The 26,489-nt window shown below is 75.5% G+C and carries 16 protein-coding genes; 8 read left to right on the forward strand and 8 right to left on the reverse strand.

All coding sequences use genetic code 11. The features are described 5' to 3' along the window. The first annotated feature begins 18 nt into the window (after positions 1 to 18). Both RM844_RS13665 and RM844_RS13670 read left to right on the forward strand, forming a co-directional pair. Positions 19 to 3,276 carry a beta-ketoacyl synthase N-terminal-like domain-containing protein gene (locus RM844_RS13665; protein ID WP_311667394.1) on the forward strand — a complete coding sequence of 1,086 codons (3,258 nt, stop codon included), beginning with the start codon at positions 19 to 21 and terminating at the stop codon, positions 3,274 to 3,276. A gap of 100 nt (positions 3,277 to 3,376) precedes the next feature. Next, a complete protein-coding gene (locus RM844_RS13670) occupies positions 3,377 to 4,831 on the forward strand; it encodes a prenyltransferase/squalene oxidase repeat-containing protein (protein WP_311667396.1) in 1,455 nt (484 codons plus the stop codon). A 7-nt stretch (positions 4,832 to 4,838) separates the two neighbouring features. On the opposite strand, the gene RM844_RS13675 is transcribed toward RM844_RS13670, so the two are convergent. Continuing rightward, positions 4,839 to 5,360 (reverse strand): NUDIX hydrolase, encoded by a 522-nt coding sequence (locus RM844_RS13675; protein WP_311667397.1) that lies wholly within the window; start codon positions 5,358 to 5,360, stop codon positions 4,839 to 4,841. A gap of 214 nt (positions 5,361 to 5,574) precedes the next feature. Between RM844_RS13675 and amcB the strand changes: the two genes are divergently transcribed. From amcB to RM844_RS13700, 5 genes are all read left to right on the forward strand, one after another. Further along, a complete protein-coding gene (gene amcB, locus RM844_RS13680; RefSeq protein ID WP_311667398.1) occupies positions 5,575 to 6,726 on the forward strand; it encodes a cyclophane-forming radical SAM peptide maturase AmcB in 1,152 nt (383 codons plus the stop codon). After that, entirely contained in the window at positions 6,723 to 6,914 is a 192-nt protein-coding gene (gene amcA / locus RM844_RS13685) for a multiple cyclophane-containing RiPP AmcA (RefSeq protein WP_311667399.1), read from the forward strand. Before amcB ends, amcA begins: the two co-directional genes overlap by 4 nt. A 75-nt stretch (positions 6,915 to 6,989) precedes the next feature. Beyond that, on the forward strand, positions 6,990 to 7,676 hold the full coding sequence (locus RM844_RS13690) for a pentapeptide repeat-containing protein (RefSeq protein WP_311667400.1): 687 nt from the start codon (positions 6,990 to 6,992) through the stop codon (positions 7,674 to 7,676). A 29-nt stretch (positions 7,677 to 7,705) separates the two neighbouring features. Beyond that, the gene (locus tag RM844_RS13695; protein ID WP_311667401.1) at positions 7,706 to 8,431 is read left to right on the forward strand and encodes a hypothetical protein; all 726 of its coding nucleotides are present in this window, start codon (positions 7,706 to 7,708) and stop codon (positions 8,429 to 8,431) included. Positions 8,432 to 8,475: 44 nt separating this feature from the next. Beyond that, complete coding sequence (locus tag RM844_RS13700) at positions 8,476 to 8,985, forward strand: hypothetical protein (RefSeq protein ID WP_311667402.1); 510 nt, start codon at positions 8,476 to 8,478, stop codon at positions 8,983 to 8,985. A 486-nt stretch (positions 8,986 to 9,471) separates the two neighbouring features. Here the strand turns inward: RM844_RS13700 and RM844_RS13705 are convergent, their stop codons facing one another. Continuing rightward, on the reverse strand, positions 9,472 to 11,148 hold the full coding sequence (locus RM844_RS13705) for an ABC-F family ATP-binding cassette domain-containing protein (protein ID WP_311667403.1): 1,677 nt from the start codon (positions 11,146 to 11,148) through the stop codon (positions 9,472 to 9,474). A gap of 470 nt (positions 11,149 to 11,618) precedes the next feature. Here RM844_RS13705 and RM844_RS13710 point away from each other — a divergent pair, with 470 nt between their 5' ends. After that, positions 11,619 to 12,269 (forward strand): class I SAM-dependent methyltransferase, encoded by a 651-nt coding sequence (locus RM844_RS13710; RefSeq protein WP_311667404.1) that lies wholly within the window; start codon positions 11,619 to 11,621, stop codon positions 12,267 to 12,269. Between the two features lie 703 nt (positions 12,270 to 12,972). Here the strand turns inward: RM844_RS13710 and RM844_RS13715 are convergent. The 6 genes from RM844_RS13715 to RM844_RS13740 form a co-directional block, all read right to left on the reverse strand. Continuing rightward, the gene (locus RM844_RS13715) at positions 12,973 to 13,740 is read right to left on the reverse strand and encodes a thioesterase II family protein (protein WP_311667405.1); all 768 of its coding nucleotides are present in this window, start codon (positions 13,738 to 13,740) and stop codon (positions 12,973 to 12,975) included. After that, positions 13,737 to 14,819 (reverse strand): HAD-IIIC family phosphatase, encoded by a 1,083-nt coding sequence (locus RM844_RS13720; RefSeq protein ID WP_311667407.1) that lies wholly within the window; start codon positions 14,817 to 14,819, stop codon positions 13,737 to 13,739. Before RM844_RS13720 ends, RM844_RS13715 begins: the two co-directional genes overlap by 4 nt. Further along, on the reverse strand, positions 14,816 to 15,946 hold the full coding sequence (locus RM844_RS13725) for an acyl-CoA dehydrogenase family protein (RefSeq protein WP_311667408.1): 1,131 nt from the start codon (positions 15,944 to 15,946) through the stop codon (positions 14,816 to 14,818). Before RM844_RS13725 ends, RM844_RS13720 begins: the two co-directional genes overlap by 4 nt. Then, positions 15,943 to 16,227 (reverse strand): acyl carrier protein, encoded by a 285-nt coding sequence (locus tag RM844_RS13730; protein ID WP_311667409.1) that lies wholly within the window; start codon positions 16,225 to 16,227, stop codon positions 15,943 to 15,945. Before RM844_RS13730 ends, RM844_RS13725 begins: the two co-directional genes overlap by 4 nt. A 10-nt stretch (positions 16,228 to 16,237) precedes the next feature. Next, on the reverse strand, positions 16,238 to 17,086 hold the full coding sequence (locus RM844_RS13735; RefSeq protein WP_311667410.1) for a 3-hydroxyacyl-CoA dehydrogenase family protein: 849 nt from the start codon (positions 17,084 to 17,086) through the stop codon (positions 16,238 to 16,240). Between the two features lie 61 nt (positions 17,087 to 17,147). Continuing rightward, positions 17,148 to 26,489: a type I polyketide synthase gene (locus RM844_RS13740; RefSeq protein ID WP_311667411.1), complete on the reverse strand. Its 9,342-nt coding sequence runs from the start codon at positions 26,487 to 26,489 to the stop codon at positions 17,148 to 17,150.

Below are 26,489 nucleotides of genomic sequence, written 5' to 3' on the forward strand. Positions count from 1 at the left end.
ACGAGGCAGGGACCCGCCGTGAACGCAACCGAGCAACAGCACCCGGCGCCGGCCGAGGACGACGCGCACGACGGCGCCGTCGCCATCGTCGGCATGGCCGGCCGCTTCCCCGGCGCCCAGACCGTGGCCGAGCTGTGGCGCGCCCAACGCGCCGGCAGGCCAGGGCTCCGGGAGATCACCGAGGCCGAACGGGTCGCCGCCGGCGTCCCGGCCGGCCCCGGCTACGTGCCCGTCGGCGGCCCGGTGCCGGGCCTTGAGGAGTTCGACGCGGTCGCCTTCGGCCTCGCCGACCGCGAGGCGGAGACCCTGGAGCCGCACCACCGGCTGCTGCTGGAGTGCTCCTGGGAAGCCCTGGAGTCGGCCGGCTACCCGCCGGTCGACCCCGGCCCGCCGGTCGGCCTCTTCGCCGGCTGCGCGTTCCCCGACTACCTCACCCGGCACCTCCCCGACCTGGCCCAACAGCCGGACGGCGGACGGCTGTTGGCGGCCGGCGTGGAACGCGACTCGCTGACCTCGCTGGTCTCGTTCAAGCTCGGCCTCGGCGGCCCCAGCCTCACCGTGCAGACCTACTGCTCCACCTCGCTGGTCGCCGTCCACCTGGCCTGCCAGAGCCTGCTCACCTTCGAGTGCGACCTGGCCCTGGCCGGCGGCGCCCACCTGCCGCTGCCGCAACCCGCCGGCTACCAGCACGCGGTGGGCGACATCCTCTCGCCCACCGGCCGGGTCGCCAGCCTGGACGCCGCCGCCGACGGCACCGTGATGGGCGCCGGCGCCGCCGTTGTCGCGCTCAAGCGGCTGGCCGACGCGCTGGCCGACGGCGACCAGGTACACGCCGTCATCCTCGGCTCCGCCGTCAACAACGACGGCCGCGACCGCGCCGGCTACGCGGCCCCCGGCGTCGCCGGCCAGGCCGCCGTGATCGAGACCGCCCAGGCCGTCGCCGGCGTCGCCCCGGCGAGCATCGACTACGTCGAGTGCCACGCGGTCGGCACCCCGCTCGGCGACGCCATCGAACTCGCCGCGCTCAGCCGGGTGTTCGCCGGCCCACGGGACCGGCCCTGCGTGCTCGGCTCGGCCAAGCCGCTGATCGGCCACCTGGACCGGGCCGCCGGCGTGACCGGCCTGATCCGGGCCGCGCTGGCGCTGCGCGACGGGGTGCTGCCGGCCACCGCCGGCCACACCACGCCCAACCCGGCGCTGGCCGACGCCGCCGACCGGCTCACCGTGCTCACCGAGAACCAGCCCTGGCCCGCCGGCCCCACCCCGCGCCGCGCCGGCGTCAGCGCCTTCGGCGTCGGCGGTACCAACGCCCACGTGGTGCTGGCCGAACCACCCGGCCGGCCGGCCCCCGCCCCGCGCCCGGGCCCGCACCTGCTGACCCTCTCCGCCGCCGACCCGGCCGCGCTGGAGACGCTGACCCGCCGGCTGCGCGCCGAGTTGGCCGAGCGGCCCGCCGACGAACTGGCCGACCTCGCCCACACCCTCCAGGTCTCCCGCGGCGCGCTGCCGCTGCGCCGGGCGGTGGTCGTCACCGACCACGCCGACGCGCTGGCCGCGCTCGCCGACCCGGCGCGCTGGCTGGACGGCCGGGCCGGGCGGCGCCCGCCGAAGGTCCGACTCACCGGCCCGACGGGGCCCGAACTCGCCGCCGCCACCGAACGGTTGCTCGGCACCGCCGAGCTGGCCGACGGGCTGCGCCGAGCCGGCGTCACGCTCGCCGACGACGGCCGGGAGACCCTCGACCCGGCCGAGGCCACCGACGATCAGGCCGGCTGGCTGGTCACCGCGCTGGCCCGGCTCTGGCTGGCCGGCAGCCGCCTGGACTGGGCCGCGCTGCACGGCGGGCGGGGCCGGCGACTGCCGCTGCCCACCTACCCGTTCCAGCGCCGCCGCCACTGGATCGACCCGGTCGCCGGGCCCGGCGGCGAGCTGTGGCTGCCGACCTGGCGCCGGCGCGCGCTGCCCGTGCACGACCTGGACCGGCGGCTGCGGCTGGCCGGCCCCTGGCTGCTGCTGGTCGCCGACCCGGTCGGCGAGGCGCTCGCCGACCGGCTGCTGCGGGCCGGCGCCGAGACGGCCGTCGTCCGGCCCGGCGCGGCCCTCGCGGCGCTGCCCGACGGCGACTTCACCGTCGCCGGCCCCGCCGACCTGGCCCGGCTGCCAGGCGAGCTGGTGGGTGTGCCCCGCACCGTGCTGCACGCCTTCGGCCTGGCCCCGGGCGACGACGACCCGACGGCCTCGGTCGCCACGCTGACCGAAGCGCTGGCCGCCGACGAGCTGACCGCGACGGCCACCACCGTGCTGCTCACCACCGGCGCCCTCGGGGTGCTCGGCCCCGACCTGACCCGGCCCGCCCACGCCCGGCTGGCCGCCCGCACCGGCCGCCACCAGGTCGATCTCGACGCCGCCGCCGACCTCGACCAGGTGCTGGCCGCCGCCCTGACCCCCGAGGCCGGACCGCTCGCGGTGCGCGGCCCCGTCACCTGGCAGCCGCACCGGGAACCGGCCGAACTCCCGCCCGCCGGCCCACCGTCCGGCCTCACCGTGCTGCTGGCCGGCGCCGACCTGGCGCTCGCCGGGCGGCTGGCCGCCGCCGGCCACGAGCTGACCCGGGTGCCGGCCGACGCCCCGCCCGAGACGCTGCGGCGCACGGTGGCCGAGGCCGTCGCCCGCTGGGGCCGGCTGGACGCCGCGGTGCTCGCGCCGGCCACCGAAGCCGCCTTCCACCGCCTCCAGGCGGCACTCGGCGCACACGCGCCGCACGCCCGGCTGGCGCTGGACCCCGACCCCGAGGTGATCGCGCACGCCCGGGCGGCCCGGCAACGGGGCGCCGGCCGCTGGCTGGTCGCCGAGGGGCCGGCCGCCGCCGAGCTGCCCGACCGGCTGCTGGCCGCCGCCGGCCACCTGGACCACGTGCTGGTCGGCGCGGCCCCCGCCGACCGGCCGGCCGCCACCCCGACACCCCGGACGTCCCCGGCGGAACCGGCGGAGCCCGCCGAACTGGCCGAACTAACCGAGCCCGACGAGCGGGCCATCGCCGCGCTCTGGCGCGCCGCGCTGGACCGCCAGGAGATCGGCCTGGACGACAACTTCTTCGAGCTGGGCGGCCGTTCGGCGGTCGCCGTGGAGCTGGCCGAACGACTCGGCACCGCCTTCGGCGTCCGGCTGCCCGCCACCACGGTGCTGCAACACCCCACCGTCCGCGCCCTCGCCGACCACCTCGCGGATCTCCGGTCCGTGAACGGGGACGGGGTGCCGACACGCACGGCTTCATGACCATGCACCGTAGCCTCTCGACCCTGAACGCGCGTCGGGTGTAGGTGAGTTGGGTACGGTCCGACCGGCGGTCCGGGTCGTTCGGGGGCGGAGGCGAATCATGAAGAGTGCGCAGGTGGGGCTCGCGGCGTTCGAGACCAGAGCAGGCGAGGCCGCCCGGACCCTGCTGCACAACCAGGGGTACGACGGCGGGTGGGGCCTCACCCTGACCTCGGTCTCGTCGATCGTCAACACCAGCGAGGTTCTGCCGATACTGCGGGCCGCTGGCATCGCCGGACAGCCGGTTCGCCAAGGGCTCGACTTCCTCACCGGCGCCATCCCGGAGCACTCGCGGCCCCGGCCCAAAGGCGGTCGTGGTGAACACACCCGGTTCATCGCCTTCGGCCTGGCCGGACTGTTGTCCCACCCTCGTTTCTTCCACCACAACGGTGTCGCGGAGACTGCGGCGTGGTGCGTCGGCTGGCTTGAGGACCACCAGGTAGACCACGGCTGGCCCGAAGTCCTCGGACTCGACGACACCTCGCTGCACCAGACTGCCCTGGTGGTGCACCGGCTCGCCGAGCTCAGAGACGCCCTCCACGACTTCGGCCCCGGACTCCTCTTACCCGGCGGGGTGGAGACCACCAGCCTGCTGGAGCGCGTCGAACCGCTGATCGACCGCGGAGTGCACGGCCTGCTCTACCACCGGCGCCCCAGCGGGGCATGGGGGTGGCGTACCTACATCGACACCGACCCGAGCCCGAGCAAGACCGCGCTGTGCCTGCTCGCGCTGTCGGCCGTCTGTTCCGGAACTGGGCCCGGCGGCGAGCCCGCCTACCGGGACGTCCCGCGGGAGGTGGGCGGGGTGCACGGCCCGGCGCAGCACAAGCGGCTGTCCGACGTGGTCGTCGAGGCTGGCCAGTGGCTGCTGCACAACCACCACCGGTGGGAGGAGTTCGTCGAGGACGACAAGGACGTGCAGGGCACGGCCTGGGAGCACATGGCGTACGCGCTGTGCACCCAGGCCGCCATCCGGGCTGGCGCGAGCCCGCGCGATCCCCGCCTCGCCAAGGCATGGAAGTTGATGAACGATCTGTGGGACCCGGAGGCCGGACTGTGGAACGAGCCGGGTGCCTCGGGCAAGCGCGCCACCATCCGGGCCGCGTACTACACGGTGTCGGCCTACGAGGAAGCGATGCAGCGTCTGGCCCGGTTAAACCTTGCCGACCCCGCCTCCGAGGACGCAAGCGAGGCGTCGGCCGAGATGGTCATCGTCCGTGTCACCTTCGGTCCTGGCCGGACCGTCCTCCTCGGGGCGCGCGACAGCGAAGGATGGGTGGCTTGTGAGCTGTCGGAGCGCCTGTTCGACGTGGTGAAGGTCGTGTACGACGCTCCTGAGGCCGGAATGTCGACCGAGGGGATCGCGGCGAAGCTCTACGTCGCCCCGTCCTCGGTGCCCAAGTACGTTCAGCGCCTCAACCGGGCCGTCTCTGCGGCCTTCGGTGGCGCCCCGGCCCGGCTACTGCTGGCCAGCACGGTGGACGGGGCCAGCGGGTATCGCCTCGCGGGGCGGTAGGCGCCGCCTACGCCCTGGCGCGCTCCTCGGCCACCGGGTAGTTCAGCAGGGCGAACCGCGCCAGGGAACGGACCTGGTCGAAGGTCTTGAGGGTGTCGATGTCCTCCAGGCCGAACCAGGCGGCCCCGCGCACCTCTTCGAGCTGCGCCTCCACGGCCTGTTCCCGGGTGCCCGGCTGCCGCTGGACGTAGAAGAACTGGACCAGCGCCGGCGTCGGGAAGCCTTCGCGCTCGATGTCCACGTAGAACGGCACGGGTTCAGGAGTGGCGTTGTGGTCGGCCGGGTGGATGGCCGGCTGGCTGGAGATCGCCTCCACCAGCAGCCCCGTCTCCTCCTTGAACTCGCGCATCGCCGTGCCTGCGAAGGACTCCCCGGGCTCGATATGACCGCCTGGAGGAACCCATTTGTCGAAGCGGTTGTGGTGCACGAGCAGCACTTTGCCACGCTCGACGAGGTAGCCCGAGCAGCAGTACAGCAGGCCGATGTCGCGGGCGGTCTGGCCGTCGTGGATCAGAATCGAGCGAGGCACCCCGCCACGATAGCCCACCGGGAAGCACTCGAACTCCCGTGCAGGCGAAGCGACTTCAGCGCAGTGTCAGCGCCGCGCCGATGACATGTCATCGGCAATGACAGCGCGATGTCATCGCGTACAGGTCATCGTGGGACGGATCGTGGTCGCATCCCGCTCCGCGGCACCCGCCGCGGGCCGGCGTTGCCCTCTGTCCGTTGAGGAGAGGACCCCGATGCGCTCTCGCCCCCTCCCGTGGCGTGCCCGGTACCAGCAGCGGTTCGCGGCCCCGCAGACCGTGGTGGTACAGCCCACGACCTGGTGCAATCTGGACTGCCGGTACTGCTACCTGCCGTTTCGCAAGCTCAAGCACCAGATGCCCCTGGAGGTGGCCGAGGCCCTGGCGCAGGCGGTGGCCCAGTTCGACGACAGCAGCCATCCGATCGGCGTCGTCTGGCACGGCGGGGAGCCGCTTGCCGTGGGCCAGCAGAAGTTCGCCGCCCTGCTCGCGCCGTTCGAGGCCCTGCGGCGGGCGGGCCGAGTCCACCACTATGTACAGACCAACGCGACGCTGATCACCGAGACGTGGTGCGACCTGCTGGCCGCGTACGACGTCCGCGTCGGGGTGAGCATCGACGGCCCGGCCGCCTTGAACGCCGAGCGCGTCGACCTGCGAGGCAAGCCCGCCTTCGACCGGATCCTGCGCGGCATCTCGCAGCTGCGCGAGCACGGCATCCCGTTCTCCGTCATCTCGGTGGTCGGCACCCTGGGCATCGCCATGCCGGAGGAGCTGCTGGAGTTCCTGACCTCGCAGGGCGGCCATTCGGTGGGCTTCAACATCGAGGAGATCGAAGGGGTCAATACCGACCGGCAGCCGCCCACCGCCGTCCAGGCCGAGGAGTTCTGGCGCCGCACCCTCACCTGGACCCGCGAGCATCCTGGCGCCCCGGCGGTCCGGGAAGTCGAACGGCTCGCCGAGTACCTCCAGCTGATCCGTTCCGGCCAGAGAGCTGAGTGGGACGGGCGCCGCCTCGACCCGATCCCCACCGTCTCCTGGAAGGGCGACGTGGTCCTGCTCTCCCCGGAACTCGCGGACACGGCGGCGCCCGAGTATGGCGACTTCGTAGCCGGCAACGTCCTCGACCGCCCCCTGCCTGAGATCCTCCGTGATGCTCACCGGCTGCGCTACGTACGCGACTTTCTCACCGGCCTGGACCGCTGCCAGGCCGAATGCGAGTTCTTCGACTTCTGCCGCGGAGCACAGGCCGCCAACCGCTACTTCGAGAACGGCGACCTCACGACCACCGAGACCAGCTACTGCCGGGTCTCCCGGCAGGCCCTGGCCACGGCCCTGTTCACGCTCGCAACCAAGGAGGCTGCTGCATGAAGATCCTGGACCGACTCGCCACATCCGACACCCCCGTCGTGATGGAGTTGATAGCCACGCACGACGCCCTGCCCCCGGTGATCGTTGAAGGAGCGTGGGACAACCGGCCCACGTGGGACAACTGGGCGAAGAACCCGGCTCCCTTCGACAACCGCCCGACCTGGGACAACTGGAACAAGAAGAAGTGAGTTGTCCCGCTGCTGGCATACCCCTGGGCATGCCAGCAGCGCCGGCGACCGAGCCACTGCGCTGAAAGGCTGTTGATGGACACCCGCACGATCCGCCGTACGAGCGTCACGCTCCCTGCCCTGAACGAGCCGGGCCGCTACCTCTCCAACGTCACCTCGCTGGAGGGCGGCCGTGGCCGGGTGGCGGAGTTCCACTACGCCGACGCCGACCTGCGGGACCTCGACCTGGCCGACACCCACCTGATGGATGGGCGGATCACCAGCCTCAAGGTCCAGCGCACCCGCCTGGAGAAGCTCCGCGTCGACTCCGTGGAGTTCACCGGCTGCGACCTGGCCTCCCTGCGGTGGACCGACAGCAAGATCTCCCGAGCTGTCTTCCGCGACTGCAAGCTCATGGGCGCCGCACTCGAAGACGTGACGCTCGACAACGTCCTGTTCGAGAACTGCAAGATCGACTACAGCACCCTCACCCGTGTCCGGGCCACCGGCCCCGTGATCTTCGCCAAGTGCTCGCTGTGGGAGACCACCTTCGCCGCCGCTGACCTCGGCGCTGCTCTGATCGACGACTGCGATCTACGGCTGACCGAGTTTGACGGCGGGAAGTACCGCGGCCTGGACCTCCGGAGCAACGACCTCTCCCAGCTTCGCGGCCTGGCCTCGCTCAAGCAGGTCGTCATCGACCACGCCCAGGCACTCCAGCTGGCCGAGGCCCTCGCCGCCGAGCTGGACGTCACCTTCGGTGAAGACCTCGACGACAAGTAGTTTCGCACCTGCCCTCGGGAGGCACGGCCATGGGCCCGCGACTCGTATTCGACACGTACGACGACATACGCGGCCGGTGCGACACCGCACCGGTCCGGCAGCCCGGCAGTAAGCCCGGCTACGACCACGGCGCCATCGTCCCCAGCGGCGACTGGGTCCCCCTCACCGCCGACGAGGCCGAGCGGCACCAGGCCGACGACTCGGCGTCGGACAGCATCCGCATCGAGTTCGTACGCCGGCCGCTGCCGCCGCTCGACCCGGACGACCTGTCCGGCCGGCTCGAAATCGCCGCCCGCCTCGACCCCCTCAACGGCCGCTGGCCCACCACCCTCCTGGGATGCGCGTCCAGCCCCGGCAACTGGACCACCACCACAGAGGACTCCACCACCGGCCGACGCATCGGCCTGCATATCGACAACTTCGACCGGCTGCCGTACCCCAGACGCCACCAGAGCCGCCGCCGTCTCTGCCTCAACCTCGGACCCGGCCCGCGCTACCTGCTCATCGCCGACCACGACATCCAGCAGATCTGCCGCACGCTCCACGCCGACCTGGACCGCCACCACCCCCACACCGAGGACATCCGCCGGTACGTCGCCGCGGGGTACCCGCTGCGCTGTCTGCGCATCCGCCTCGAACCAGGCGACGGCTACATAGCTCCGACCGAATTCCTTGCTCACGACGGCTCGACCGCCGGAATCGACCAGCCCTCGGTCGCCGCCTTCTGGCTCGGCCAGCCACCGAACGCGTCATGACCGATCAGCCACGAAACCGAGTGCAAGGACCGGGAGACCCGAGCATGGACGCGAGGGCGCAGCACCCCGCGCTCGACCCCGCCATCGCCTGGCCCACGCTCGGCATGTGGGTTCGATGGGACCGCGAGCATCTCGACCTCGTGTCGCTGGCGCCCGCACGTGGCGCCAAAGCGGATCAAGTCCTGCTGCCGTGCTCCCCGGAACTCCTGGTACAGCTCGGGAAGATCTCGCTCGGCGGTAGCCGTGCCGGCCTGTACGCCGTGCGCCTGACGGAAGACGGTGCGGACCACCGTCTGGTGCTCTGTCAGCGAGGTTCGGAAGGTTCGGTCCGGATCAGCGGAGCCATGTCCTCGATAGCGGAGCCGTTGTACGGGAAGACGCGGGCGGCCATGCTCGCGGCCGGCCGGGAGAAGAGAGCTGCGGGGAACCAAGATGAGGCAGCGCAGTGGAGCACGATGGCCCGTCAACTGCTGATGGCCAAGCGGGCGAGTCGGCGCGGGCGCAGTGTCCGAACGGTCTCGGGCGGACTGCCGACACTCGGCAACCGCGGATGACTGGAAGGACGAACTATGGCAAAACTCCGGACATTCCGAGAGATCCAATATCCAACGCTACCGCCAACCTAGGAAGTCGACCTCGACCACCTCCACGACATCCACCGGCGCGTACATCGAGTCCGCCCCAGCCACGCGCCGCTGCGCGTTGACGCGGTCGAACTCGTCGATGCCGCCGCCGGATTGGCAGAGAAGACGATCACCTGGGACTCCCTCGCATCCCCCTCGGCGCGAACTGACGACCACAGGGGCAATGACCTGCATCACACTCGCATCCGTTGAGTCGACCTCCCATGCGACACCGCCGAAGCCGAGCACAACACGTAGCTCCCGCGAGCCGTGGGCCAATGCGACACGACCTGCGGGGGACACGGCCTGTGCCGCGACTTGGGCTGGGGTGATCGCGGACCTTCACCCGAACGGGGCTCAAGGCGACGGTCCCAGTGGCCGTTGTCCTCCGGACCGGCGCCCGGGCAGGGGGCGCTTTTACTCCCGCTTCGCCCCCGTCAGCTCCAGGCGGGGCCAGTGGGCCAGGTCGCGGAGCAGCTGCCGGTCGTGGGTGGCCAGTACGACCGCGCAGGGGGTGCTCGTCAGTGCCCGGGTGAGTTCGTCCACCAGGGTGGCGGACAGGTGGTTGGTCAACTCGTCGAGCATCAGCAGGTCGGGCCGCTCGGCCAGGCACATCGCCAGGTGCAGGCGCCGCTGCTGGCCCTGGGACATGCGTCCCACCGGGGTGCGCAGGGTGACCGCGTCCAGCAGGCCCAGCCCGCTGAGCGAGGGCGCCTCCGCACGCAGGCCCCGGGCGTGGAGCCATTCCACCCGCGCCTGGTAGGCCCGGTAGGCGGTGTGCTCCGGGTCCCGGGCGGGCACCTCCTGGGACAGCAGGACCACCCGCGCGTCGGGGTGGACCCGCAGGTCGCCCCCGGTGGGGCGCACCCGCCCGGCCAGCACGCCCAGCAGAGTGGACTTGCCCGCCCCGTTGGGGCCGGTCAGCAGCAGCCGGTCACCCCCGTTGAGCGCCACCTCGACCGGCTGGTGCAGCCGGCCGGCGACCGTGAGCGCCCGCCCGTGCAACACCGGGCGCCCGGCCCGGGTCGGCAGCTCGGGCCAGGACAGGCTCCTGGGCGGCTCGGGCACGGTGATCCGGTGCCGCTCAAGGTCTTCCACCCGCCGGTTGAACGCCTGCACGACCCCGGCGGCACGGGTGGCGCGCTGGTGCTTGCCGGTGCCCTTGTCCGGGCGCCAGCTGGTCCGCAGCCGCCCGCGGGCCTCCTCGGCGGCCCTGGTCAGTTGGGCGTGTTCGGCCTGCTGGGCGGCGTGTTCCTGCTCCCACCGCTCCCGTTCCCGACGGCGGCCGTCGACCCAGCCGTCGTAGCCGCCCGCGAAGAGGCGGGGCAGGCCGTCCCGGCTCGGGTCCAGGTCCAGGAAGGTCGTGGCGACATCCCGCAGCAGGGCCCGGTCGTGGCTGACCACGGCCACACCCCCGGGGTGCTCGCGCAGCCCGCGGGTCAGGAAGTCCAGGGCGGCGGCGTCCAGGTGGTTGGTGGGCTCGTCCAGCAGCAGCAGATCGGTGGTCGATCCCAGCACGACCGCCAGCCGCACCCGGTAGCGCTGTCCGACCGACAGGGTGGCCAGGCGCCGGTTCCGGTCGGTGCAGGCTCCCAGTCCTGCCAGGGCGACATCGACGCGCCGCTCGGCGTCCCAGGCGTCCAGCGCGGTGGCGGCCTCCAGGGCCCGGGCGTAGGCGTCCTCCGCGCCGGGCGTGCCCTGGGCCAGGGCCTCGGTCGCGCGCTCCAGCAGCTCCAGGGCGGTCAGCGAGTCCCGGACGGCCTCGGTGAGCAGGTCACCGACGGTGCGTTCGTCCTCGACGTGCAGGGTCTGCTCGACCAGCGCCAGCGTTCCGGTGCGCGAGACCGTGCCCGCGTCGGGCGTCAGGGTGCCGGCCAGCACCTGGAGGAGGGTGGTCTTGCCTCGGCCGTTCTCGCCGACGACGGCCAGCCGGGAACCGGCCGACACCGTCGCGTCGGCGCCGGCGAGGACCGTGCGCTCGCCCAGCCGGACCACGATCCCCTCGGCGCGCACATGTGCGCCGGCGCCGGCGGGAAGGTCCCGCGACAGGGCGGAGACAGGGGCAACGGGGGAAGAAGGGGTGGTACGTGACATTGCGTGTGTTCTCTCAGCTCGTCTTGGAGCCGGGCAGCACGCGGAGGCGCCCGGCACAGGGCCAGGACGGCGGGCGAGAAAAAAATCAGTCGGGTTCTGCCGCCGTCAGCGGCAGAACCAGGGCTTCACGCAGTAAGGCATGCCCCGCACTGTACGGGCGGGCCCCGAGGGGGTGCGAGCGAATTAACCGTTCATCGGACCGCGCGGAGCCTCGGACCTGGGGTTCGGCATCGCCGCGGTGGCCAGACGGTCTCGACACCGGTGGTCAGCGCGTACGGCGCGGATCCGGCCGGGGCGGTGTCCCACAGCCGCTGACCTGGGCCGCCAGGCCGGCGTCGACCTGCCCGCCACCACGGCGCCGCGACACCTCACCGTGCGCGCCCTCGCCGACCACCTGGCGGCCCCGCGCACCGGCTGAACCCGCCCCGGGCCCGCGGCCGTTGTCAGTGCCTCCTGGCAGGATCCGGGACATGACCGATTCCGCCGCCGCCAGGGCGTACTGGGACGCCGCCGCCGACGCCTTCGACCAGGCGCCGGACCACGGGCTGCGCCAGGCCGCCACCCGCGGGGCCTGGGCCGCCCGGCTGGCCTCCTGGATACCGCGGGCCCCGGCCGACGTCCTCGACGTCGGCTGCGGCACCGGCTCCCTCACCCTGCTGCTGGCCGAGGCCGGACACCGAGTCACCGGCGTGGATCTCGCCCCCCGGATGGTGGGGCACGCCCGGGCCAAGCTGGCCGCCGCGGGCCTGGCCGGCCGATTCCTGGTGGGGGACGCGGCCCAGCCGCCCACCAGGGCGGCCGCCTTCGACGTGGTGCTCTCCCGTCACCTGGTGTGGACGCTGGCGGATCCGGCCGCCGCGCTCCGCGCCTGGGTCGCGCGGCTGCGCCCCGGCGGCACGCTGGTCCTGGTCGAGGGCCGCTGGCGGCAGGCCGGCGAGGCCGCGCCCTACGTGCCGGGCGCGGAGCGGCTGCCGTGGCACGGCGGCGTCACCGCGCGGGAGCTGACCGACGCCGTCCGCCCCCTGGTGTCCGAGGTCCGTGTCGAACAGCTCGGCCACCGCCCGCTGTTGTGGGGCGGTCCGGTCACCGACGAGCGGTACGCGCTGATCGCCCGCGCCTGACCGGCCGGGGCGCCGGGGCGACCCGGCTCTGCCGTGTGGCGCGGCGCGAGGGCCCCACCGGGCGACCCCTCGGCTCGTCGGTCGGCGCGCCTGGCCTGGCGGCCTTGCCTGGCCGGCGGGAGCGGGCCGCACCGGCCGGGGGCCCCGGCGCCCGGGCCCCCTCGGCTCGGCGGCCCGAGCCGCCCACGCTCCCGACCTCGGCCGTCGGCGGGCCGGTCCCGCCGGCCTTGCCCGGCCGGGGGAGCGGGGGCGCACCGGCCGGGGCCCCTGTGCCCCGGCCCCACCCCGCCGCGCGGCGCGGCGTGAGGGCCCCTCGCCGGTGGCCCCTCGGCTCGGCGGCCGGCGCCGCCGACGCTTCCGTCCGCGTCGGTCGGCGCGCCGGACCTGGCGGCCTGCCCCGCCGGGGCGGGGAGCGGGCCGCACGCGCCCCGCCGCCCCGGTGCGCGGCGCGAGGGCTCCCACCGGGCGGCCCCCTTGGGTCGGCGGCCCGAGCCGCCCACGCTCCCGACCTCGGCCGTCGGCGCGCCCGGCCCGTCGGGGGCCATGCCTGGCCGGCGGGACCGGGGTCGCACCGGCCGGCCGCACCCGCCGGGCCGCCCGCGGCCCCGCCGCGGCGCGAGGGCCCGGTCCCCGCCCGACGCGGCGCGAGGGCCCGGACGGCGATCCGGGGATCGGTCCGGGCCCTTCGGGGAGGCGCGGGTGCTCAGCCGGGCAGTGCGCCGGCGCCGGCGCCGAGATGCGGGCGCAGCGCCCGGTCCAGCAGCGACAGGGTGCGGTCGGCCTGCTCCAGCACCGCGAAGTGCCCGCCCCCGTAGGGGTGCAGCTCGAACCGGCCGATCGTCTGGTCCCGCCAGGCCGCCATCTCCTCGACGGTGGCCCGCGGGTCGGCGTCCGCCGCCAGCGCCGTGACCGGCAGCCGCAGCGGCGGCCCCGGCTGGTAGCGGAAGCTGTTGCGGATCGCCAGGTCGGCGCGGACCCGGGGGAGCAGCATCCGCGCCACCCGGGCGTCGGCGAGGAACGCCTCCGGGGTGCCGCCCAGCGTGCGCATCAACGTCAGCACCTCCTCGTCGCTCACCCCCTCCGGGGTGGTGGCCAGCAGCTGCGGCGCCGCGCAGCCGGAGACCACCAGGCCGACCGGCGGCCGGCCGCCGCGCGCCACGACGGCCCGCACCACCTCGAACGCGGCCAGCGCGCCCAGGCTGTGCCCGTAGACCGCGTACGGCGCGGCCGACGCGTCGGCGACCAGCCGGTCCGCCAGGTCGGCGGCGAAGCCGGCGAGCGTCTCGTGCGGCGGCTCGCCCAACCGGGTCTCCCGGCCCGGCGGTTGCAGCGGGCAGACCTCGACCCCGGCCAGCCGGCCCAGCCAGGGCCGGAACGCCGAGGCCGAGCCGCCGGCGTGCGGCAGGCAGTACAGGCGTGGGCCGTCCCCGGCCACCCGGTAGGGCAGCCAGTCGCCCAGCGCCCCGGTCACGGGCCCAACTCCAGCCGCACATAGGGCGGCGGGGGCTGCACCGTCTCCAGGTCGGCGACCAGCGTGGTCCGCGACCCGTCCCTCGCGACCTCCCGGAAGCCGGCGAAGGCGTAGGTGACCTGCATCATCCGGTTCCGCCCGGTCTCCACGAAGTCCGCCTCCAGGCCGGCCCCGGCCGCCTTCGCCAGGCCCATCACATGGCCGAGCAGCACCGAGCCGACGCCCCGGGAGAGCACCCGGCAGGACATCAGCAGCATATTGAGCCGCCAGTTGGGCGCCCCCCGCTCCACCAGCGCCAGCCCGATCTTCCCGTAGGAGCCGAACCGGTCGGTCAGTGACGCCACCAGCAGCAGGTGGTCGGGGGAGGTGCGCAGCGCGTCCAACTCGTCGTAGGAGTAGGTGCGTCCGGTGGAGTTGAGCTGGTTGGTGCGGACCGTCAGCTCCTCCGCCCGCTGCAGGTCGGCCCGTTCGGCGCGGGCGATCTCGAAGGTCATCCCCAGGCTGGCCAGGAACTCCTCGCTGGTGCCCTCGAACTCCGCCTGCACGTCGTCCCGTCGCAGCTGCCCCCGGTACATCTCCCGCCGCTTGGCCGACTCGTCGGTGACGAACCGCGGCCGGAACTCCGGGCGGCGCAGCGTCCCGTCCAGCTCGGCGGCGTCCACCAGGGTCACCTCGGGCAGCGCGTGCCCGACCTCGGCCAGCTCGAACTCCTGGTCGTCGACGAAGGCGAACGCGTCCAGGCCCAGGTTGAGCTTGGCCGCGATCTCCCGGATCGCCGACGACTTGGGGTTCCACGAGATCCGCGGGTAGAGGAACAGGTCGGCCAGGCCGAACTCGGCCAGCGCGGCCAGCGCCGCCTCCGGATCGTTCTTGCTGGCCACCGAGTTGAGCACGCCCTCGGCGTCCAGCCGGCGCAGGTGCGCCACCACCTCGGGCCGCACCCGGACCCGCTCGTCCTCCAGCAGCACCCCGTCCCACACGGTGTTGTCCAGGTCCCACACCACGCACTTGATCTTGCCCTGGACCGGCTTGACCGGCGCGGCCGGCTCGCTCGCCGGCCCGGTCACGGTGTCCGTCACGCCGCTCGCCTCCGGTACGCCTCGCCAGCGATGGTCAACCGCTGGACCTCGTTGCTGCCCTCGATGATCTCCATGACCTTCGCGTCCCGGTGGTAACGGGCCACCGGATGGTCCGTGGAGCACCCGTTGGCGCCGTGGATCTGCACCGCCTCGGCGGCGTGCCGGGCCGCCGCCGTGGAGGCGAAGTACTTCGCCACCCAGGTGGCGGCCAGCGTCGCCTCGTCGCCCGCGTCCTTCAGCCGGCCGGCCTCGGCCACCAGCAGCCGGGCCGCCCGCAGGTCGGTCACCATGTCGGAGACCTTGGCCCGGATCAGCGGCAGGTCCCTGAGCGGGACGCCGCCGACGGTGCGCCGGGTGGTGTAGTCGGCGCACGCGTCCAGGCTGGCCTGCACGATGCCGACCGAGCCGGCGGCCACGCTGTACCGGCCCAGGTCCAGGGTGCCGGTCAGCAGCATCCCGGAGGCGAAGCCGGCAGGACCCAACAGCGCGTCCTGGCCCAGCCGCACGTCCCGGAACGTGATCCGGGCCAGCATCGAGGCGCGGGTGCCGAGCATGTCGGTGATCGGGGTCACCGTCACGCCCGGCGTGCTCCGCGGCACCAGCAGCGCCACGGTGGCCGCCGGGCCCTTGGCGAACACCAGGAACAGGTCGGCCCGTTGACCGCCGGTGATCCAGGTCTTCACGCCGTCCAGCACCCAGCCGCCGCGCTCCCGGCGCGCCGTGGTGGCGATGCCGGCGGTGTCGCTGCCGGCGTCCGGCTCGGACAGGCAGAACGCGCCCAGCACCCGCCCGGTGGCCACGTCCCGGCCCCAGTGCCGCAGCTGCTCCTCGGTGCCCCAGCGGCGCAGCGCCCACGCCAGCATGGTGTGCACGGTCAGCAGGCTGCGCACCGAGGAGCAGCCGCGGCCGAACTCCTCGTGCACCGCGCCCAGCGTCACCAGGTCCAGACCCGCGCCGCCCAGCGACGGCGGCAGGAACGGCGCCCACAGCCCGGCCTGCCCGATCCGGGACAGCACCTCCTCGGGCACCGCCCCGTCCCGGTCCCAGGCCCCGGCGTGCGGGGCGATGTGCTCGTCCACGAAGCGCCGCGCGGTGGCGCGGTCCCACGTGGTCAGTTGGTCGGTCATCCGGCCCCGCCCGCGGCCACGGCCGGCCGCAGCCGGCCCACCAGGGCGGTCATCGCCGCCACGGTGCGGAAGTTGTCGATGGCCAGCTCCTGGTTGGGGATGGTCAGCGAGAAGGTCCGCTCGACGAACATCACCAGCTCCATCGCGAACAGCGAGTTGATGTAGCCGAGGGCGAAGATGTCCTGGTCGTCGGAGAGTTCGGCCTGCGGGAAGCGGTCGGTGATGAAGCCGGCGATGGTGCCGGCGACGTCATCGGCGCCCGGGGTCACGGTGTCGCTCATGGCTGCTCCCTCAGTTGGTGTAGGTGTAGAAGCCACGGCCGGTCTTCCGGCCGTGCAGTCCGGCGTCGGTCATCTGCTTCAGCAGCGGGCACGGGCGGTACTTGCTGTCCGCGTACGCCTCGTGCAGCACCTCGACGCTGTAGAGGATGGTGTCCACGCCGATCAGGTCGGCCGTCTCCAGCGGGCCCATCGGGTGCCCGAAGCAGCCGCGGAACACCTCGTCCACCGCCTCCGGGGTGTCCACCACGCCCTCGTGCAGCAGGAACGCGGCCTCGTTGACGGTGAGCATCAGCACCCGGTTGGAGACGAACCCGGAGGCGTCCTTGACGTCCACCCAGCGCTTGCCCATCGAGGTCAGCAGCTCCCGGGTGCGGGCCACCGTCCGCTCGTCGGTGTGGAAGCCGGGGATCAGCTCCACCACCGGCTTGGCCGGCACCGGGTTCATGAAGTGCACGCCGATCACCCGCTCCGGGTGGCCGCCCACCGAGGCGAGCCGGGTGATCGGGATGGCCGAGGTGTTGGCGATCAGCACCGTCTCGGGCGGGCACACCTCGTCCAGCTCGGCGTGGACGGCCCGCTTGACCTCCCAGTCCTCGGTGACGTTCTCGATCACCACCTCGGCCTTGGCCAGCGCCCGCACCCCGACCGCGGTGCTGATCGCGGCCAGCACGGCGTCGGTGTCCACCGCGGGACCGCCCAGCAGCCGGCTCATCCGGCAGTTCCTGGCGATGGCCGCCCTGGCCTCGGCCAGCACCGCCTCGTCCCGGTCCACGAGCACCACCTCGTGCCCGCCCGTCGCCAGGTTCTGGGCGACGCCGACGCCCATCACCCCGGCGCCCACCACTCCGATCACTGCCATGACTCCTCGTCTCCTCCGTCTGGTCGGGGTACTGCTCGGGTGTCGGTTCGGCCCCGGCGGCTCAGGCGCCGCGGCGCCTGGCCGCGGCGGCCCGCAGCCCGGAGCGCCGGCGCCTGGCCTGCTCGCCGGCCTCCCGGCCCGGCGGCTGGTCGTCGGCCGGTTCGGCCGGGTCGGGGCCCTCGGCCCGGCGGGCCAGGGCCGCCACCGTCGGGGCCTCGTGGATCACGTGCGGCGGCAGGTCGGCCTCGGGGAACGACTCGCGGAGGGTGGCCAGCAGGCTGATCCCGAGCAGGCTGGTGCCGCCCAGCTCGAAGAAGTTGTCCAGCGCGCCGACCCGTTCCAGCCGCAGCGCCTGGCACCACACCTCGGCCACCGTCTTCTCGGCCGCCCCCTCCGGCTCCTGGAACGGGGTGGCCAGCTCCGGCCTCGCGTGCCGGGTGCCGTCGCCGCCGCCGGCCGCCGGGGCGGAGGTGACCGCCTCGACGCTGAACCGGCTGGCCACCCGCACCACGGCCGGCAGGTCCTGGGTGGAGACCACCACGTGCGGCTCGCCGGCGGCCAGCGCCCGCAGCAGCGTCCGCCAACCCTGCGCGAAGTCGATGCCGAACCTGGCCCGGTGCTCCCGGAAGAACGTCGAGACGGCCTCCTCGTAGCCGGCCAGCCCCTCGTCCCAGGCGTTCCACGTCCACTCGCCCCACGCCATCGAGATGGTGCGCGGCCCGGCGCCGGGCGCCAGCGCGTCCAGGTAGGCGTTGGCGGCGCAGTAGTCGACCTGCCCGGGGCCGCCGCCGGTCACCGAGGTGATCGACGAGAACAGCACCACGAAGTCCGGCTCCACCTCGGCCGCCCGCAGCGCGGCCAGCAGCGCCTGGCCGCCGGCCACCTTGGGCGCCAGCACCTGCTCGGCGTCGCCCGGCCGCTTGAACTGCATCAGCCCGGTGCCCGGCACGCCGGCCGTGTGCAGCACCCCGTGCAGGGCGCCGAACCGCGCCACCGCCTGCCGCACCGCGCCCAGCACGTCGGCCGGTTCGGCGACATCGCCCTCCACGACGAGCACCTCGCCGCCGAGCGCCTCGATCGCCAGGACCCGCGCGACCCGCTCCCTGACCTGGTCAGGCACCGGCTCGGCGCCGTCCGCGATCGCCGCCCACCGCTCCCGGGGCGGCAGCCCGCGCCGGCCCAACAGCACCAACCTGGCCCGGTGTTCGGCGGCCAGCCGCTCGGCCATCGCCAGCCCGATGCCGCCCAGCCCGCCGGTGACCAGGTACACGCCGCCCTCGCGCGGCGCGGTGACCGGCTCGGCGACCGGCGGCAGCGGCTGGTAGTCCGGCAGCCAGCGCCGCCCGGCGCGCAGCGCCACCACCCGGCCGGTGACCGGGCGGCGCAGCTCCGCCACCACGGCCGCCGGGTCCGGGTCCGGCGGCACGTCCAGCAGCCGGGTGGTCACCTTCGGGTACTCCATCGGGATCACCAGCGCCGGCCCGGTGAGGGTGGCCGTCTCCGGGCGCACCTCGCCGTCCGCCAGCACCCGCTGGCTGCCGCTGGCCACGATGTCCAACCGCCACTCGGCGAAGCCGAGTTCACCGGCGGCCCGGGCCAGCGCGGACAGCGTGTGCAGCCCCAGCGCCAGCACGTCCCCGTACCCCTCCCCGCCGGCGGCCCCGGCGTCCGGCGCTTCGGCGCCCAGGTTCCACAGGTGCACCACCCGCTCCGGCAGGCCGCCGGCCGCCCGCAGGGCGCGCAGCAGCGCCAGCGCGTCCGCCAACTCGCCCGGCCGCACCGTGTGCGTGTCGCCGTCCGCCGCGTACCCGGCGCCCGGCCGGACCACGGCCAGCCGCGCGCCGTCCGCGGCGGCCGCCGCCCGCAGCTCGGCCAGCACCGCCTCGCCGGCCCCCGGCCGGGCGAACACCAGCCAGGACCCGGGGGCCTTCGGCTCGGGCGCCGGCGCCGGCACCTGCCGCCACACCGGCAGCTGGAGCCACTCCTCCTCCGGCAGCAGCGGAATCCGGTCGAACTCCGCCAGCGGCCCGTCCGGCGCCACCCCCGCCGGGCCCGCCAGGGCCGGCCGGTCCGCCGCCCGCGCCGGTGCCGGGTCGATCCAGAACCGCTGCCGCTGGAACGGGTAGGTCGGCAGCGGCACCCGGCCCCGCCCCGCGCCCGCGTGGTACGCCGCCCAGTCCACCGGCACGCCCAGCAGCCACAGCCGGGCCAGCGCCTCGGTGAACACCGCGTCGTCCGGCCGGTGGTCGGCCTCGGCCGGCAGCGTCGCGGTGATCGTCGCCCACCGCTCCGGCGGGCAGCCGCCCGAACGCAGCAGCGCGCCCAGCGACTGGCCGGGGCCGATCTCCAGCACCGCCAGCTCCTCGTCGGCGAGCAACTCGCTCGCCGCGGCGTGGAACCGCACCGGCGCGCACATGTGCCGCGCCCAGTAGCCGGGGTCGGCCACCTCGGCCGGCTCCACCAGCCGGCCCGTCACGTTGGAGAAGTACGGCACCGCCGGCGCCTGGGGCCGCACCCGCTCCCGCACCCAGTCGGTCAGCTCCTCGGCCACCGGCGCCAGCATCCGCGAGTGGAAGGCGTGCGAGGTGCGCAGCGGCCGGCACGGCACGCCGGCCGCCTCCAGCCGGGCGGCCAGCGCCGCCAGCCGGTCCTCGGGCCCGGCGACCACGGTCAGCTCCGGGCCGTTGACCGCCGCCACGTCGACGCCGTCCAGCGGGAACCTGGCCAGCAGCTCGGCCTCGCCGAGCGGCACCGCCGCCATGCCGCCCGGCGGCAGCCCGCCGATCAGCCGCGCCCGGTGCGCCACCAGGGCCAGCGCCTCGTCCAGGGTGAGCACCCCGGCCAGGCAGGCGGCGACGTACTCGCCGACGCTGTAGCCCAACATCACCGCCGGCCGCACGCCCCAGGCCGCGAGCGTGCTGGCCAGCGCGTAGTCCACGGCGAAGACCAGTGGCTGGACCAGCTCGGTGCGGCCCAGCCGGTCCGCCCGGGGATCGTCCCGCCGCTGCCGGCCCAGCAGCGCCGCCAGGCCGTCGGGCTCGGCGGCCCGCTCGCCGGCGAGCAGGTCGACCAGCCCGGCCACCCCGAGCCCGTCCGTCGCCAGCCCGTGCCCCGCCAGCCGGTCGAGGCAGTCGTCCAACGCGGCCCGGAAGACCGGCTCTCGCCGGTACAACTCCCGTACCAGGCCCGGGTACTGCTCGCCGACCCCGGTGAACAGGAACGCCACCCGCCGGTCGGTGGCCGGGTCGAACCGGGTCGCCGGCGCCTCGGCCAGCGCCGCTGCCGCGCCCGACCGGTCGTCGGCCACCACCACCCGCCGGTGCTCGAACGTCCGCCGCCCCAGCTGGAGGGTGAACGCCACGTCCCCCAGGTCGAGTTCGGGGTGCGCCCCGAGGTAGTCGGCCAGCCGGCCGGCGCTGGCGTCGGCCGCCGCCGCGGTCCGCGCCGAGACCGGCACCACCTGCTGCCGCCGCCCGGTCTCCGGGTCGGCGGGCCTCGCCGCCCGGCGGGGCGGCTCCTGCACCACCAGGTGCACGTTGGTGCCGCCCATGCCGAGCGAGTTCACCCCGGCGATCCGGGGCCGGCCCGCCTCCTCCCACGCCGTCAGCTGCGCGTTGACGTAGAACGGGCTGTGCGCGAAGTCGATCTCCGGGTTGGGGCGTTGGAAGTGCAGGGTCGGCGGCAGCACCCCGTCCCGCACCGCCAGCGAGGTCTTGATCAGGCCGGTGGCGCCGGCCGCCCGGTCCAGGTGGCCCACGTTCGGCTTCACCGAGCCGATCGGGCAGTACTGGTGCCGCTCCGTCGGTCCGAACGCCCTGGTCAGCGCCGCCACCTCGATCGGGTCGCCGAGCGGGGTCCCGGTGCCGTGCGCCTCCACATAGCCGATGTCCTCGGCGGTGACCCGGGCGTCCGCCATCGCGGCGGCCACCACGGCGGCCTGCCCCGCGACGCTGGGTGCCGTGTAACCGACCTTCAGCGCCCCGTCGTTGTTGATGGCCGAGCCGCGGATCACCGACCAGACGTGGTCGCCGTCCCGCAGCGCGTCGCGCAGCCGCTTCAGCACCACCACGGCCGCCCCGTCGCCGAACATGCTGCCCCGGGCCTCCGCGTCGAAGGTCCGCACATGCCCGTCCGGCGATTCCATGCCGCCCGGCGAGTGCCGGTGCCCGATCCGGTCCGGCACCCGCACCGACACGCCGCCGGCCAGCGCCAGCTCGCAGTCCCCGGCGCGCAGCGCCCGGATCGCGCTGTGCGCGGCGACCAGCGAGGTGGAGCAGAACGTCTGCACCGCGACGCTCGGCCCGCGCAGGTCCAGCAGGTAGGAGACGGTGGTGGTCAGGGCGTCCTTGTCGTTGCCCATCACCAGCTCGTAGATGCTGGCGTCCCGCTCGTCGGTGAACTGGTCGGCGATGCCCAGCAGATAGGTGCTCAGGTTGCAGCCGCCGAAGACGCCCACCCGGCCCCGGTGCTCGGGGCGGGCGTAGCCGGCCTGCTCCAGCGCCTCCCAGCAGACCTCGAGGAAGAGCCGCTGCTGCGGGTCGGTCAGCGCCGCCATCCGCGGGCTGAGCCCGAAGAACGCGGCGTCGAAGCCGGTCACGTCGTCCAGCACCGGACGGGCCGGCACATACGCCGGGTCCCGCACCAGCTCCGGATCGACGCCGGCCGCGGCCAGCTCCTCCGGGCTGAAGAAGCTGATCGACTCCACGCCGGCGCGCAGGTTCGCCCAGAACGCCTCGACATCCCCGGCCCCGGGGAACCGGCCGGCCATGCCGACGACGGCGATGTGCCGGTCCAGGTCCTCCTCGCGGTGGTCGCCGCCGAGGCCGTCGCGGTGGTCGTCGCGGGCGGTCCCGCGCTCGGTCGCCCGCGGGGCCACGTGGCCGGGCCGCTGGTCGGCCGCGGGTGGGGCGGCGCTCCGGCGGGTCAGGCCGGCGACGCAGGCCGGCAGCGGGGAGTCGCCGCCCGGCAGCCCGGCCGCCCGCGGCTGCGGGGCCCGCTCCCGTGCCGGCTGCGGGGCCCGCTCCCGTGCCGGCTCCGGCTTCGCGACCGGCTCGGGTATCGGCTCCGATGTCGGTCCCGGCTCCGGGGCCAGCGCGGTCGCCGACTCCGCGTCGAGCAGCCCGGCCAGCGCCCGCACCGTCGGGTGCTCGAACAGCGCCACCGTCGGCACCGCCACGCCCAGCCGCCGCCGCACCTCGCCCAACATCTGGAGCGCCAGCAGCGAGTTGCCGTTCAGGTCGAAGAACGCGTCCCGCGCCCCGACCGGTTCGACACCCAGCGTCCCCGACCAGATCTCGGCCAGCAGCCGCTCGGTCGCGGTGCCCGGCGGCACATACGGCTGCGCCAGCTCCGGGCGCGGGAACCGCGCCGCGGCCGGCGCCACCGGCGCCGGCTCGGCGACCGAAGGCAGCCGGTCGGCCAGCCCGCCGACGGCCGCCACCAGAGCGCCGGCGCCCCGGGTGAGCACCCGGTCGAACGCCTCGGCGGCCTCCGCGCCGCTCATCGCGTGCGCGGCCAGCGCCGCGCCGATCCGGCCCTCGACCCGGTCAGCCGTGCCCGGCCAGGTGTCCCAGGCGACGGTGTACCAGCGCACCGCGCCGCGCCGCCCGCGCACCAGGCTGGCCAGCGCCGCGTTGGCCGCCGCGTAGCCGCCCAGCGTCACCCCGCCCAGCACGGCGGAGGTGGAGGAGAACAACACGCACCAGTCGGGGCGCCGCCCGGCGGGCAGCGCGTCGACCAGCTCGGCCAGCACCCGCGCGCCCTCGACCTTGGCCCCGAACTGCCGGCCCAGCACGGCCTCGTCCAGCTCGGCCAGCGGCAGCAGGGTCGCCGGCCCGGCGTCGGCCGCCGCGTGCACCACCCCGTCGACACGCTCGCCGGCCAGCAGCTCCCGCATCGCCGCCCGGTCCCGCACGTCGATCCTGGGGGTGACCACCTCGGCCCCCAACTCCCGCAGCCGGTCGGCCCGGTCGCCCGGCTCGCCCCGGCCGGTGAGCACCAGCCGGCCGGCGCCGCGCCGCGCCAGGTGCTCGGCCAGCAGCAGCCCGACCGGGCCCAGCCCGCCCGTCACCAGGTAACTGCCGCCGGCCCGCACCGTGGTCGTCGGCCGGGCGGGCGCCGGCTCGTAGGCCGGCAGCCGGCGCTGGCCGGCGCGGTGCGCGGTCAGCGCCGTCTCGGCCGGCGCGGCCAGCTCGGCGGCCACCGCCCGGGCGGCGGCCTCCGGGCCGTAGGCCGGGTCCAGGTCGAGGCAGCGCCGGGTCACCCCGGGGTGCTCCTGCCCGGCGACCACCGGCAGCACGGCCAGCGCGGCCTGGGCCGGCGCCGCCGGCTCAAGGCCGGTGACCCCCTGCCCGCCCCGGGTCACCAGCAACACGGGCGCGACCGCCCCGACCAACCGCCCCGCGACGGCGGCGAGGCCGCCAACGGCCGCGCGGTCGCCGGCCGTACCACCGCCGCGGCCACCGCCGTCATCCGGCGAGCCGGCCGCGTCGCTCGGCGGGCCGCCGGCCAGTGGGCGTGCGGCGGGGGAACTCCCGCCGCCGCCAGCGCTGTTCGGGCCACCGGCCGGTTCGGCGGTGGCGAGCTGGCCACCGGTCCCAGCGGTGGTCCCGGCCGCCTGGCCGCCCGCGAGGGCGGCGCCGCTCGGTGCACCGTCCGCGTCGCCGCGGCCGTTCGCCACGTCGGTGGCCTCGCCGGCGCCGAGCGGAGTCTCGGCTGATCCGTCACCGGAGCCGTCGTGGAACGAACCACCGTCGCCGGCACGGTCGTTCGCCGCGTCGGCTGCCTCGCCGGCGCCGAGGGCGTCCTGCCGCGCACCGGCACCGGCGGTACCGGCTGCGGTGGTCCCGGCGGCTTCGCCGCTCGCCGCCAGCGGCGAGAGGTCGATGACCGTGTCCGGGCGTTCGGTGACCAGGGTGCCGCCGTCCCGGCGGATCAGCGCGGTCAGCGCCTCGGCGACGCCGCCGGCGTCGGCGTCGGGGACGATCAGGTAGCGCCCGGTCAGGGCCGCCCGTTCCGCCGGCTCGGGTGCCAACCGCCACTCCGGACGCAGGAGTTGGACTCGTTCGGCGGTGGCCGGCGCGGCCTGCGGCGGGTCGATCCAGTAGCGCTCGCGCTGGAACGGGTAGCCGGGCAGCCCGACCCGGCGGGGTGACTGGCCGGCCTGGTAGGCCGACCAGTCCAGGGGCGCCCCGGCCACCCACAGCCGGCCGGCCGCCTCGGCGAGCAGCCGCCGCGCGGTGGCCGGGTCGTCCTCGGCGGGCAGCAGCGGCAGCGCGCCGGCCCGGCCCGCGCCCACCTCGACGGTCAGGTCCGGCGGGCCGGCCGGGGCGGCGAAGTCCGCCGCCGCGCAGGCCTGTTCGCTCCAGAACGCGGGGTCCGTCGCCCGCTCGGCGGGCACCGCACGGCCGGTGGTGACCGACCACAGCGGCAGCGGCCGGGTGGCCGGGCTCAGCCGGCCGGTCAGCCAGCGGGTCAGCGCCCCACGCTCCCCGGAGGAGGGCGTGGCGCCCAACCGGGCGCGGCGCGTCGCCAGTTCGGCGGCGTCGCCGGCGCTCAGCACGCCCAGCAGGCGGGCCACCGCCGCGGCGCCGGTGCCGCCGCCGGCCACCGCCGCCGGGGAAACGCCCCAGGAGTCGAGCAGGCCGGCCAGCGCCAGCGCGTGCGCCAGCCCGGCGGCCCACGGCTTCGGCGGTTCGCCCGGCGGCGTGTGCCGGTCCTGTTCCGCCCGGAACGCCGGCTGCTCGGCGCGGAGTTCGGCCGCGCCGGCGGGCTGCGCCGGCAGTCCGCCGAAGAGCAGCGTCACGCCGGGCGCGCCGGCCAGGCCGGTCGGCCCGGCGTCGGCCCGCAGCGCCGCCGCGGCCTCCCGGGCCGTGCCGGCCACCAGGGCGCGCCGGTGCGGGAGTTCGCGGCGGCCGGACTGGAGGGTGTGGGCGATGTCGGCGAGCGCGTCGTCGGTGTCGGCCAGGTGGTCGGCGAGCGCGGCGGTGGCCTGGTCGAGGGCGGTCGCCGAGTGCGCGGACCAGACCAGCAGCCGGGGCCGCCCGGCCGGGGCGGGCCGGCTCGGCGCCGCCGGCGCCTCCTCGACCACCACGTGCGCGTTGGTCCCGCCGATGCCGAAGGCGCTGACGCCGGCCCGCCGGGTCCGCTCCGGCGCGCGCCGCCACGGCTGCCGCTCGGTGACCACGCTCAGTCGGGCGGTGCCGTCGGCCAGCTGCGGGTTGGGCCGTTCGAAGTTGAGGGTGGCCGGCAGCTCGCCGTGGTGCAGGGCCAGCGCGGTCTTGATCAGGCCGGTCACGCCGGCCGCCCGGTCCAGGTGGCCGACGTTGGTCTTCACCGAGCCGATGCGCAGCGACTCGCCGGCGAAGACCCGTTGCAGCGCCGCCAGTTCGGCGGCGTCGCCGAGGGCGGTGCCGGTGCCGTGCGCCTCCAGGTAGTCGAGGTCGCCGGGCGCCAGGCCCGCGGCGGCCAGCGCCTCCTCGATCACCGCGGCCTGCCCGTCCACGCCGGGCGCGGTGAAGCCGACCTTGTGCCCGCCGTCGTTGTTGACGGCCCAGCCGCGCAGCACCGCGTAGACCCGGTCGCCGTCGGCCAGCGCGTCGGCGAGCCGGCGCAGCGCGACGACGCCGACCCCGCTGCCCAGCGGGGCGCCCAGGCCGGCCGCGTCGAACGCCCGGCACCGGCCGTCCGGCGGGGCGATGCCGCCCTCCTGGTAGAGGTAGCCGACCCGCTGCGGCACGGCGACCGAGACGCCGCCGGCCAGCGCCAGGTCGCACTCGAAGTTGGCCAGGCTGTTGGCCGCGACGCAGACCGCGACCAGCGAGGTGGAGCAGGCGCTCTGCACGCTGAACGCCGGGCCGGTCAGCCCCAGCAGGTGCGCGACCCGGGTGGCCAGGGTGTCCTTCTCGTTGCCGAGGGTCACCCCCATGTCGGCGGCGACCCCGGCCGGCGTCAGGTTGTTGGTGAGGTAGGTGCTCCAGGCGCTGCCGGCGAACACGCCGACGGAGCCGTCGAACCTGGCCGGGTCGCGGCCGGCGTCCTCCAGTGCCGCCCAGGCGTGCTCCAGGTACAACCGGTGCTGCGGGTCGAGGAGTTGGGCCTCGCGCGGGTTGATGCCGAACAGGCCGGCGTCGAACTCCTCGACGCCGTCGATGACGGCGCCGGCCCGCACGTAGGCCGGGTCGGCCAGCGCTTCGGCCGGCACGCCGGCGGCCCGCAGCTCGCCCTCGGTGAACTCGGTGATCCCGGACCGGCCGGCCCGCACGGCCGCCCAGAACTCCGCCACGTCACGGGCGCCGGGGAACCGTCCGGCCAGGCCCACCAGGGCGATGTCGGTCGGCGCCGCCTGGTCGTCGCCGGCGGCCCCGCCGGGCTCGGCGCTGTCGGTCTCGGTGTACTCGCTCAC

This window comes from Streptomyces chisholmiae (assembly GCF_031845445.1).
GTDB classification, from domain to species: Bacteria; Actinomycetota; Actinomycetes; order Streptomycetales; family Streptomycetaceae; genus Streptomyces; species Streptomyces chisholmiae.